The sequence below is a fragment of the Stenotrophomonas maltophilia genome (assembly GCF_006974125.1).
Lineage (GTDB): Bacteria > Pseudomonadota > Gammaproteobacteria > Xanthomonadales > Xanthomonadaceae > Stenotrophomonas > Stenotrophomonas maltophilia_O.
Map to the genome: position 1 here is coordinate 1978443 of NZ_CP037858.1, position 11652 is coordinate 1990094.

The following is an 11652-nucleotide window of genomic DNA, read 5'->3' on the forward strand; positions in this document are numbered from 1 at the left end:
TCTACAGATCGCGGAAATCTGTCGAAGGCGGGGTGGGTCCGGTTGCGGGGGCGTGAGCGCCATGGATGGCGCGACCGAGCCTACAGGGACGTATTTGCGGCGTCCCCCGCAACCGGACCCACCTCGCCTCCCCACAGGAAACCCGCTTTTGCTTCGGCTGTTGCTTCTGAGGTTGCCGGCCAGCGGCCGGCACTACCGCGGGTGCCGGGCGCCGCCCGGCCGATACCCCCTGCTTGACCGCAGCCGGGGCGCCACGGAGAATTCCGCGACTAATTCTCATTTGCTGTTGCGCAGGATGCGGGCGGCAGCCTTCCGGGCCCTCCTCCTTCGATGTTCAAGAACGTCCTGTTCCAACTGCACTGGCTGCTGGGCATCACCGCCGGTGCCGTACTGGCCGTGATGGGCCTCAGCGGCGCCATGCTGTCCTTCGAGGATGAACTGCTGCGCGCGGCCAATCCCGGCTTCGCCGAGATCGCCAAGCACCATGCCGACGGCCAGCTTCCGCTTGAACTCAGCGAACTGGTGCCGCTGCTGCAGGCCGGCAGTGATCGCCCCCTGCAGCGCCTGCGCGTGGATGCCACCGGGCAGCGGCCCTCGGTGGCACGCTTCGCCGGCGGCAAGGAACACTGGGTCTACTTCGATCCGTACAGCGGCGAGCGATTCAGCGCCCTGCGTGGGCAGGCGTTCTTCGATTTCGTCGAGGACCTGCATCGCCACCTCGCCGCCGGCGAGCGCGGTAAATGGATCACCGGCAGCTGCGCCATCGCCCTGCTGTTCTTCACCCTGTCCGGGCTCTATCTGCGCTGGCCGCGACGCTGGTGGCACTGGCGCAGCTGGCTGGCGGTGGAATGGAAACGCAGCGGCCGTGGCTTCCTGTGGAGCCTGCACTCGGTGGTCGGCACCTGGGTGCTGCTGATCTACCTGATGAGTGCACTGACCGGCCTGTGGTGGTCCTTCGACTGGTATCGCAGTGCCGCCAACACCCTGTTGGGCGTCGCACCAGCCGCCAAGCACAAGGTCGCCACCGACACCGCCCTGAACCTGGAGCGCATCGAAGCCACGCTGTATGCACTGCCCGGCGTGCGCACCGGCTACATCGACCTGCGCCTGCCGGAGAAGCCCGGGCAGGCACTGAATGTACGCGTGATGGCCGGTGATCCGTCGCAGCGCGGCGGCCAGCATGACCGCGCGCATGATCTGCTGCAGCTCGACCCGGGCACGGGTGCCACGCTCGATGCCCGCCCCTACGCGCGCCAGGGCGCCGGCGCGCAGCTGGCCACCAGCGTGTTCGCGCTGCACTCGGGCAGCTACTTCGGCGTGCCCGGGCGTGTCGTGGTGATGCTCAGCAGTTTGGGCATGAGCCTGTTCTTCATCACCGGCTGGATGCTCTACCTGGACCGCCGCCGTAGTCAGCGCGCCGCGCGTGGCCTGCGCCAGTCGCTGCCAGCAACGCCTGCCGATGGCGGTGGCACGCCGTGGCTGGTGGTGCATGCCAGCCAGAGCGGGCTGGGCGAACAGCTGGCCTGGCGTGCTGCCGCGCAGCTGCAGGCCGCGGGCCATGCTGTGCAGGTACTGCCATTGGCCCGGGTCGATGCCACGCAGCTCGCGCGTACTGCCCAGGCATTGTTCGTGCTGAGCACCTTTGGCGATGGCGAACCTCCGGATGCGGCGCGGGGCGCTGCGCGACGGCTGCTGGCACAAGCGTCCGATCTGTCGGGCCTGCAGTTCGGCCTGCTCGCCCTCGGTGACCGCCAATACCCGCATTACTGCGGCTTTGGCCGCCAATTCGATGGCTGGCTGCTGAGCAACGGTGCGCGTGCGCTGTTCGAGCGCATCGAAGTCGATGCCGCCTCGGTAGCGGCCCTGCGCCAATGGCAGCTGCAGCTGGGCGCGCTGACCGGCATCGTCACCGATGACAGCGTGCTGCCGGCGGCCACGCGGATGCATGAATGGCGACTGCTCGGCCGCGACCGGCTCAACCCGGGCAGCATGGGCGGTGCCATCTGGCGCATCCGTCTTGCGCCACCGGCCGATGTGCAGTGGCAGGCGGGCGACATCCTGCATATCGCGCCCCGGCACAACGCGCGGCACGCCAGCGCGGTGCTGAAAGCACAGGGGTTGGATCCGCTGCAGCCGCTGCTGGTGGACGGTCACCCACGCACCCTGCTGGCGCTGGCCAGTGAACGCGAGCTGCCCGAGGCCGACGCCGCGCTGGCGGTGCAGGATGCCTGCCTGTGGTTGTCCGGATTGCCAACGCTGCCCGGGCGCGAATACTCCATCGCCTCCTCCACGAATGATGAAGTGGTGGAACTGGTGGTACGGCTGGTCCATGACGAAGCCGGACGCACCGGCCTGGGCTCGGGCTGGCTGTCACTGCATGCGCCAATAGGCGCCAGCATCGCCTCCCGCGTGCATCGCAATCCCGGTTTCCATCGAGTGACCGGTGCACCCATGGTATTGATCGGCAACGGCACCGGCATCGCGGGCCTGCGCAGCCTGTTGCGCGAAGCCGCGCATGCAGGTGAGCACGGGCACTGGCTGCTGTTCGGCGAACGCCAGCGCGCGCACGACTTCCTGTTCGCCGATGAGATCGAAGCGTGGCAGGCCGATGGCCATCTCGCGCGGGTGGACCTGGCGTTCTCGCGCGATGGCGAAGGTGGTTACGTGCAGGATCGCCTGCATGCAGCCGCAGACGCGCTGCGCGGATGGATGCAGCGCGGCGCGGTGATTCATGTCTGCGGCTCGCTGCAGGGCATGGCCGAAGGCGTGGACCACGTGCTGCGCGCTGCGCTGGGCGATGAAGCTGTGGAAACGCTGCTGGAGAACGGGCGCTACCGCCGCGACGTGTATTGAGTCACAAGGGTAGTGCCGGCCGCTGGCCGGCATGACCAGGGGCGTGCCGGCCAGCGGCCGGCACTACCGGAGCAGGATCAGGCCGCAGCGCGCGCCAGCGGCACCGGCTGCAACCGGAACGCACCCACCGCTTCGGCCAGCGCGTGTACCTGCGCCTGCATCTGCGCGGTGGAGGCACCAGCCTCTTCCACCAGGCTGGCGTTGCGCTGGGTACTGGCCTCCATCTGCACGATGGTCTGGTTCACCTGGGCGATGCCGGCATGCTGGTCCTGCGACGCGCTGCGGATACCTGTCAGCAGATCCGCAAGCTGCTGCACGCTGCCGACAATCTCGCCCATCGTGGTGCCGGCCTGTTCGGCCTGCTGGTTGCCCTGGCCCACACGCGCCACCGAATCCTCGATCAGGCCCTTGATCTGCTTGGCCGCCTCCGCGCTGCGTTGTGCCAGCAGGCGCACTTCCGCGGCCACCACAGCGAAGCTGCGACCCTGCTCACCCGCACGCGCCGCTTCCACCGCAGCATTCAGCGCGAGGATGTTGGTCTGGAAGGCGATGCCATCGATCAGCTGGGTGATGTCGCCGATCCGCCGCGAGGCCTCGCTGATGCCATGCATGGTCGCGACCACCTGGCCAACGGCCTCGCCACCGCGCTGGGCCACTGCCGCCGCGCCCTTGACCAGCACGTCGGCACGGCCCGCGGCATCGGCATTGCGGCCAACGGTGTCGGTCAGCTCGTGCATCGACGCTGCCGTCTCTTCCAGGTTGGCCGCCTGCTGTTCGGTGCGCTGCGACAGATCATGGTGACCGGCAACGATCTCACCGACACCGGTGTCGAGGCTGGACGTCGCCTGCTGGATGCGGGTGACGATGCGGCCCAGTTGCGCGACGGTGGCGTTGGCATCGTCGCGCATGCGTGCGAACACGCCCTGCAGCTCACCTTCCATGCGCACGCTGAGGTCGCCGCGCGCCAGCGCCGCCAGAAGTGCCTGCAGATCGCCGAGGTTGGTCTCGAACGTGGCCAGCAGGCGATTGATGCTGGTCGACAACGTACGCACAAAGCCCTGCTTTCCCTCCAGCGCGATGCGACCGTGCAGGTCGCCATGTACGGCGGCGTCGACCAGTGCTGCCACTTCGGTTTCCAGCAGCGTTTCCAGCGCGCGGCTGCGCCACTCCACTGCCACGCCGAGGAAATGCCCTTCGTCGGTGATGGCATTGGCGATCAGCTGGTAGCGGACGCCGGCATGACCGATCTCGCGCTCCTCGCGCTGGCGCACGCCGGCCAGGTTGGCCAGTGCCGGATGCAGGCGTACCGCATCGTTCCCCACCAGATCTTCAAGCCGGAGTTCAAGCTGCTCCAACAGCGCCGGATTGGCGTAGGCGACCTGCCCTTCCGCATCGATCACCATCAGCCCGGTCTGCGCGCTGTCCAGTGCCTGGCGCACGCGGGTGTTGCCGCGGGCCACGGCACGCTCGGTCTCGATGCGCGCGCGCAGGCGCTGCTGCATGTCGACCAGGCGCTGGGCCAGCTGGCCGATCTCATCGTTGGCGTTGTAGACGCGCAGAGTGGTGTCGAGGCGGTCGTCGGCGATATCGCTGGCGAAACGCAGGGTGTCCTGGATCGGCTGGCGCACCGCACGCAGCACCAGCACCAGGCTGGTGATCAGCACGCCTGCCACCAGCAGCAGGGTCAGTGCGAACAGCACGCTCATCGTGCGCGCGCCGGCCTGCTGCCGCGCCTGCGCCCTGGCCAGCGCCGCCACCTGTGCCTGCTGGAATGCGGCCAGCGCCGGCGCTACGCCCGCAGCGGTATCCAGCAGCGACTGCGCTTCCACATCCAGGCCGACGCGGGCAGCGGTATACCCCAGCAATGCGGCCTGATACACCTCCATACCGGTGCGCAGGGTGTCCTGCTCATCCGCGGGCAGGCCCGCCAGCGCGAGATCGAACGGCAGCTTTTCCTCGCTGGCGCGGTCGGCGTGGGTGGAATCACCGTCGAGCAGCAGCAGCGCCTCCTGCCTTCGCATCTTCTGCAGGGACAGCGCCAGCGCGGGCCGCTGCTGCACATCCACCTGCGCCTGGAGGGTGTCAGCGGCCTGCTGCAGCTGCGCGGCGAGGCCGGCATCACCACGGCCCATCTCGTCGACCCGTTCGAACAGGGCGGCCACACCCTGCGAGAACGCGTCGGCAGCTTCGGTCAGCGCCTGCAGGGCCTTGCGCCGGCCAGCATCCATCGGCGTCGCGCGCAGCGCCTGCAGATCAGTCTGCAACGCCTTCTGCGTGGCCAACAGCTGCGCGCGGTCGGCATCATCGAAACTGCGTGCATACTGGGTCTGCAGGCGACGCGCTTCGGCCACCCGCGTGGACAGGCTGGCAGCCAGATCGCTGCCGCGCTGGTAGCTGGCCTGGCTGCGCGCAGCCAGGGCGTTGGCATGGCCAGTCCATGCGTAGACAGCGGCGATCGCCACCAGGCCCAGGCCACAGACCCACAGGGTCGCCTTGAGCTTGTTGGCCACGCTGAGCCGGTGTGGCTGCAGCCACAGCAGCAGGCCGGGGGACGCCGAGCGCAACGTGGCAAGGCGCGTGCGCAGGGACCGGAGGTGGGGAACAACGGCCGACATGACAGACTCCAGGCGGAAGGGCACACCTGTATCGGCCGGCTTCAGGACAACTTTAGAGCTTTCTTCGCCTGCGTCCCCCCGTTGCTGGTGGACGCGGCCTTTGTACCGGGTGCAGGCGACGGAGGCATGACACGGCCGCCGCGCTTGACCTCAACCCCGGTTTGGGGAGCACAGTGGACGCCCCTCCCCCGCCCGGTGCCTCCATGACGACGCTCGATGCCCCCCGCTACCTGCAGCGCCTGCAGCTGGAAGCACCGCCACCGCGGACTCTGGCCGGCCTGACCCTGCTGCAGCAGCGCCACAACGCACTGCTGCCCTTCGAGACACTCAGCTGCCTGCTGCGCGATGCGGTGCCGATCGACCTGGACAGCGTGCAACGCAAGCTGCTTGACGACCGGCGTGGCGGGTACTGCTTCGAACTCAATGGCGGATTGCTGGCGCTGCTGCAGGCATTGGGCTTCGATGCGCAGCCACTGAGTGCACGTGTGCTGCTGGCCGCACAGGACGGCGAACTGACCGCGCGTACCCACCTGCTGCTACGCGTGCAGGTGGATGGCGATGACTGGCTGGTGGATGCCGGTTTCGGCAGCCTGACCCCGACCGTGCCGCTGCGCCTGCATGATCCGCAGCCGCAGGCCACGCCGCACGAACGCTATCTGCTGCAGCGCCTGCCCGACGAGGGTGATTTCGTGCTGTCGGCCGAGTCCAACGATGGCTGGCGGGCGATGTATCGGTTCGACCTGCAGGCGCCGGCACCGATCGACAACGTGGTGGGCAACTGGTACGTGTGCACCCATCCCGATTCCAGTTTCCCCGGCCAGCTGCGCGCATCGCTGACCGGGCCGGACTGGCGCCGTACCATCGGCAGCGGCAATTACACCGAGTACCGCCCCGGGCAGGCGCCGGACAAGCGCCCGCTGCATGATGTGGGTGATGTGCGTGACGTGCTGCAGCAGCGCTTCGGCATGCAGCTGCCGGACGACCCGCGGCTGGACCCGGCCATCAATGACTGGCTGCAGCGCTCCCGCGCCGCGCTCTTGTAGAGCCGAGCCCATGCTCGGCTGAGCTGGAGCGGCTGGGCCAACGGCAGCCGAGCGTGGGCTCGGCTCTACAGAGCTGCGCGCGCCTGCAACGCAATCCGGTTGCCTTCGCTGTCGCGGATCTCGGCCACGCGCCAGTCGCCGGCATCGGCCGGGCCGAAGCGCAGTTCGGCACCTGCCTGCAGCGCGCGCGCGAGGCTGGCATCCAGGTCATCCACGCCGATGTAGATGCGCGCGCCCTGCTCGGAGGGCCGGTAGTCCGCGCCGTGCACCAGCGCCATGCTGGCACCCTCGGCCTCATCGGAGAACGGCAGGTACGCCATCCGGCAATCGTGCAGCAGGATCGGCTCATCCATGACCACCTGCAGCCAATGCTGGTAGAACGCGATGGCACGGTCCAGGTCACTGGCCGGGATTTCCACATGCAGGATCGGGTTCACTGGCACTCCTTGCTCGGTCCACTCAGATGATGCGCAGGGTAATCGCCTTCAGCACCGCGCGGGTGCGGTCGCGGGTGCCCAGCTTGTCGAGTATGGCGGACACGTAGTTCTTCACCGTGCCCTCGGCCAGGAACAGGCTGCGCGCGATCTCCTTGTTGCTGTACCCCCCGGCCAGCAGGCGCAGGATCGCTACTTCGCGTTCCCCGAAGGTATCGGTGGGCGGTGCTTCATCGTGGAAGCGGTAGCGGGCGCGCACCGGCTCGGTGCTGACTGGCAGCAGCAGGGTTTCACCCGCGGCGACGCGCTCGATCGCTTCGCGCAGGTCCGCAGGTGCGGCGTCCTTGAGCAGGAAGCCCTGTGCGCCGGCCTCGCTGGCCCGCAGCAGCAGGTCACTTTCATCGAAGGTGGTCAGCAGCAGCCATGGCGTTGCGTCACCGCGTGCGCGCAGCTGTCGCACTGCCTCGATGCCGTCCATTCCGGGCATGCGGATGTCACTGAGCACCACATCCACGCGCTGGGCAGTCAACGCGTCCAGCAGCGTCTGGCCCTCCTCGGCCTCCAGCACCACGTCCACGCCCAGCCCCTGCAGCAGCGCGCGCAGGCCGGCGCGGACCAGCGCCTGGTCATCGGCCAGCGCCACCCGGATCATGGCGGCACTCATGCCGGCAACCGCGCGGTCAGATGCATGCCGCCCTGCGCGGTTCGCGCCAGCTCCAAACGCCCCTGTACCGCCGCCAAGCGCTCGCGCATGCCGGCGATGCCATTGCCTTCGCGGATGCGTTCGGCGCGTTGGCCGTCATCGCGGATATCGATACGCAATTGGGAATCCTCTTCACTGATCGTCAGCCACACGGTGTCTGCATTGCCGTGGCGGGCGGCGTTGGTCAGGGCTTCCTGCACCAGCCGCAGCACGGTCTCTGCCATCAGCGGGTCAACCACGCGCACGCTCTGGCCGATCTGCAGCTGCAGCTTCGGTCGTGGGAAGGGTGCGGCCAGCGCATGCAGCGCAGTAGCCAGATCGAGGCCGCGATCATCGCGCATCGATTGCACCACCTGGCGGATGTCGGCCAGCAACTCGCCGGACAACTGTTCCGCCAGCACCAACCCTTCGCGCCCGGCCAGCACAGGGTCGGCCGCAAGGGCGCGCAGGTTCAAGCGCATCGCGGTGAGCTTGTGCCCGGCTACATCGTGCAGTTCGCGGGCCAGGCGCAGGCGCTCGGCGTCGCGTGCACTGTCGGCCAGCAGTGCACGTGTCGCCAGGAGATCGGCATTGACGCGGGCCAGATCATCGCGGGCCAACGCAGTGCTGCGCGCGTAGTGTGCGGTCAGTGCAGCAAATGCCTGGAAACCGCCATACAGCAGCACCACCAGCAACGGCTGGGTGAAACCACTGTGGCGCAGCACGAGATACATGGCGAGGTTGGCCAGCAGTGCAATACCCAGCACGAAGCGCGGTGGCCAATGCTCGGCCAGCTGCGCGACCAGCACCACCAGCAGCACCGGGGCAGTACCGGTGCGCGGCTGCAGGGCAACCAGCGCGATCGCCAGCACGGTCTGCAGCACCGCAGCGAATGCACGCACGCGGGTCGGCATTGCCGCCCATCCGTGCACCACGAACAGTAGCAGGAACGTGCCAAGCAACGCCTGGCTGAGGCCGGCACCGGCGCCGTGCACGCCGAACGACAGGCCCACCACCAGCACGGTAACCAGCCCGGCGAGGCTGAGCGGACGCAACAGGTGGCGGAACAGGCTGGGCATGGCCAGATGCTGACCGCCGCGCACGCCGGCGGCAATGGGTCCGGCGCAGAAAGTGACTTCTGGCACGTCGGATCGATGACCACTGGCCCTGAACCCAGCACCGCGCCCCGCGCAGACTGGCTCCACACCGCAGCACACCACCCACTTCCGGAGCCACCGCCATGATCCGCACCGCCCTGCTCAGCACCGCCCTGACTGCCCTGGCCTTGGCCGGCAATGCCCACGCCGCCGATCTGGCCGTGACCGTGCACGACGTCCGCGTGCAGACCGGCACCCTGCGCGTTGCGCTGGTCGACAGCGCTGCCGCCTGGGACGGCAAGGCCAGGCCCGTGCAGGCCCAGCAGGCGGCGCCCAGCGGCGACAGCGCCCACTTCACGTTCAAGGGCATGCCGGCCGGCAGTTACGCCGTGCTGCTCACCCACGACGAGAACGACAACGGCAAGCTCGACACCAACCTGGTCGGCATGCCGGTGGAAGGCTACGGCTTCAGCAACAACCCGCAGGTGATGCGCAAGCCGACCTTCGACGAGGCGCGCGTCGACGTGCCGACCGCCGGTGCTGCCATCGACATCACCCTGCGCTGATTCCCGCATCCAGACCCGAGGCCAGCATGGACCGTCGCCGCTTCCTCCGTACCCTGCTCAGCAGCAGCGCCTGCCTGGCCCTGGGCGCCACCGCACTGCGCAGCGCGCCCGCCTTCGCCGGTGACCCGGCCCGTTTCGCGCAGGGCCTGCAGGAGCACCCGTGGCTGCTCGGCTGGCGCAGCGTTACCAGCGAGAGCCTGGGCCCGGCCACCGTGCAGCTGCAGGGCCGGCTGCCGGTCGGCCTCGCTGGAACGCTGTACCGCAATGGCCCGGCCTGGGCCGAGCGCGATGGCTTCCGCTACGACCACTGGTTCGACGGCGACGGCATGGTGCATGGCTGGCGCTTCAATGGTGATGGCAGTCTGACCCATCACGGCCGCATGGTCGCCACGCCCAAATTCACCCGTGAACAGAAGGCCGGCCGCTTCCAGTATCCGGCTGCCGGCACCAGCGTTCCCGGTGCGCTGGCGGTACGCAACAACGATGATGCCAACGTGGCCAACACCTCGGTGGCGATGATCAATGGCCGCCTGTTCGCCCTGTGCGAATCCGGTTCGGCGTTCGAAGTGGACCCCGATTCGCTGCAGACGATTGGCCCGGTCACCTGGCGTCCGGACCTGGCGGCGCTACCTTTCTCGGCGCATCCGCTGACCGATCGCGACGGCAGCCTCTGGAACTTCGGCTCGATCAGCCTGATGGGGGGCCATGGCCTGCTGGTCTGGCACATCGGTGCGGACGGCCGGCTACGCAGCGCCAATGTGATCGAAACACCCGAGCATGGCTACCTGCATGCCTTCGCGATGACCGACCAGCACCTGGTGTTCGTGATGATGCCATTCGATTTCACCGGTACCGGCGGCAGCTTCTTCGAGCGCATGCAGTTCGCACCGCAGCGCCCCGCGCGCATCGCGGTGGTCGCCAAGGATGCGCCGGACAAGGCGCAATGGTTCGAGGCCTCGTTCGCGGCGATCTACCACTTCGGCGACGCGTTCACCCACGATGGCAGCATCGTGCTGCGCGCAGTACGCCATGACGACATCAACGAAGCACGCTCGCCGATGAAGGAAGCGATGGCCGGTGACGGCGCACATGCGGCCAACAGTGGCGCCAGCCTGGTCGAGCTGCATCTGGACCTGCGTCGTGGACAGGCCCGCTGGGAGACGTTGGGCATCAGCGCGGTGGAGTTCCCATTGTTCGACCCGCGCTCGACGAAAACACGTGGCGCACGGCTGTATGCGCCGACCATCGACGGCACGGCCACTGCACCGTACTTCAACGCCGTGGCCGCGTTCGACATCGCCCACGGGCGCCGCCAGCTGTGGAACTACGGGCCGGACATCATGGCCGAAGAGCATGTGTTCGTGCCGCGTCCGGGCAGCCGCAACGCCGATGACGGCTGGCTGATCGGCACCCTGCTCGACCCGGTCAACAAGCGCAGCGGCCTGGCCGTGCTGGATGCACGCCATGTGGATGAAGGCCCGCTGGCACAGGCCTGGCTGCCGTATGCGGTGCCACTGGGCTTCCACGGCACCTTTGCCGCGCGCGGCTGACTCCACGCCACGCGGACACCGTTGTTGGCAAGCTGGGTCTCCCCTGCCCCGTGGAGTCCTGCATGTCCCTGGCCGACCATCGAAGTACGCTGGCACCGCACGGTTTCCTGCGCGTGGCGATCAACCTGGGCAACCCGGTGCTGGCACAGGGCGATGCGCGCTCACCGCGCGGCCCCTCGCTGGAACTGGCTACCGCATTGGCGCAGCGGATGGGGGTGCAGGCACGCTTCACCTGCCACGAGGCCGCAGCCGCGGTGGTCGCCGCGGCAGGCGAAGACGGATGGGACCTGGCCTTCCTGGCCATCGATCCGGCACGCGCCGACCGCATCGCCTTCAGTGCTCCGTATGTGGAGATCGAAGGCACCTATCTGGTGCGCGAGGACAGCCCCGCGCAGCAGGTGGCCGACCTCGACCGCGAGGGGCTGCGCATCGCGGTGGGGCGTGGCGCGGCCTATGACCTGTTCCTGAGCCGTGAACTGCGCAACGCCACGATCGAGCGGGCGGATACCTCGGCAGCGGCCATCACCCTGTTCGATCAGCAGCGCCTGGATGCCGCCGCCGGCGTACGCCAGCCGCTGGTGGCCTGGGCGCAGACGCATCCCGGCCATCGCGTGCTGGCCGACCGTTTCACCGCGATCCAGCAGGCCGTGGCGGCGCCAGCCTCACGCCCCGCCGACGGGCTGCAGGCGCTGTTCGAGGAAGTGGAAGCGATCAAGGCAGGCCCGTTGCTGGAAGAAGCGTTCGCGCGTGCCGGGCAGGCGGTCACCCTAGTCCGATGATTGTAGAGTCGAGCAGAAGCAGTCGAGCGTAGC

Annotated in this window: 9 protein-coding genes; 5 read left to right on the plus strand and 4 right to left on the minus strand. The window is 68.5% G+C overall.

Features of this window, described 5'->3' with window-relative positions:
• The first annotated feature begins 330 nt into the window (after nt 1-330).
• Complete coding sequence (locus EZ304_RS08975) at nt 331-2853, plus strand: PepSY domain-containing protein (protein WP_142806839.1); 2523 nt, start codon at nt 331-333, stop codon at nt 2851-2853.
• 77 nt (nt 2854-2930) lie between these two features.
• Here EZ304_RS08975 and EZ304_RS08980 read toward each other — a convergent pair whose 3' ends face one another.
• Complete coding sequence (locus EZ304_RS08980) at nt 2931-5468, minus strand: methyl-accepting chemotaxis protein (protein ID WP_142806840.1); 2538 nt, start codon at nt 5466-5468, stop codon at nt 2931-2933.
• A 203-nt stretch (nt 5469-5671) separates the two neighbouring features.
• Here EZ304_RS08980 and EZ304_RS08985 point away from each other — a divergent pair, with 203 nt between their 5' ends.
• Nucleotides 5672-6511: an arylamine N-acetyltransferase family protein gene (locus EZ304_RS08985; protein ID WP_142806841.1), complete on the plus strand. Its 840-nt coding sequence runs from the start codon at nt 5672-5674 to the stop codon at nt 6509-6511.
• Between the two features lie 65 nt (nt 6512-6576).
• Here the strand turns inward: EZ304_RS08985 and EZ304_RS08990 are convergent, their stop codons facing one another.
• From EZ304_RS08990 to EZ304_RS09000, 3 genes are read right to left on the minus strand one after another with little or no spacing between them, the layout of a single operon-like run.
• Nucleotides 6577-6948, minus strand: a complete 372-nt coding sequence (locus tag EZ304_RS08990) for a VOC family protein (RefSeq protein ID WP_142806842.1) — start codon at nt 6946-6948, stop codon at nt 6577-6579.
• A gap of 22 nt (nt 6949-6970) precedes the next feature.
• Nucleotides 6971-7609 carry a response regulator transcription factor gene (locus EZ304_RS08995; RefSeq protein WP_142806843.1) on the minus strand — a complete coding sequence of 213 codons (639 nt, stop codon included), beginning with the start codon at nt 7607-7609 and terminating at the stop codon, nt 6971-6973.
• Complete coding sequence (locus tag EZ304_RS09000; RefSeq protein WP_099554458.1) at nt 7606-8706, minus strand: sensor histidine kinase; 1101 nt, start codon at nt 8704-8706, stop codon at nt 7606-7608. Before EZ304_RS09000 ends, EZ304_RS08995 begins: the two co-directional genes overlap by 4 nt.
• Before the next feature lie 161 nt (nt 8707-8867).
• On the opposite strand from EZ304_RS09000, the gene EZ304_RS09010 reads away from it, so the two are divergent.
• The 3 genes from EZ304_RS09010 (at nt 8868) to EZ304_RS09020 (ending at nt 11619) form a co-directional block, all read left to right on the plus strand.
• Nucleotides 8868-9290 (plus strand): DUF2141 domain-containing protein, encoded by a 423-nt coding sequence (locus EZ304_RS09010; RefSeq protein WP_142806844.1) that lies wholly within the window; start codon nt 8868-8870, stop codon nt 9288-9290.
• 26 nt (nt 9291-9316) lie between these two features.
• The gene (locus EZ304_RS09015; RefSeq protein ID WP_142806845.1) at nt 9317-10840 is read left to right on the plus strand and encodes a carotenoid oxygenase family protein; all 1524 of its coding nucleotides are present in this window, start codon (nt 9317-9319) and stop codon (nt 10838-10840) included.
• 62 nt (nt 10841-10902) lie between these two features.
• Nucleotides 10903-11619 carry an ABC transporter substrate-binding protein gene (locus EZ304_RS09020; protein WP_142806846.1) on the plus strand — a complete coding sequence of 239 codons (717 nt, stop codon included), beginning with the start codon at nt 10903-10905 and terminating at the stop codon, nt 11617-11619.
• Nucleotides 11620-11652: the final 33 nt, after the last annotated feature.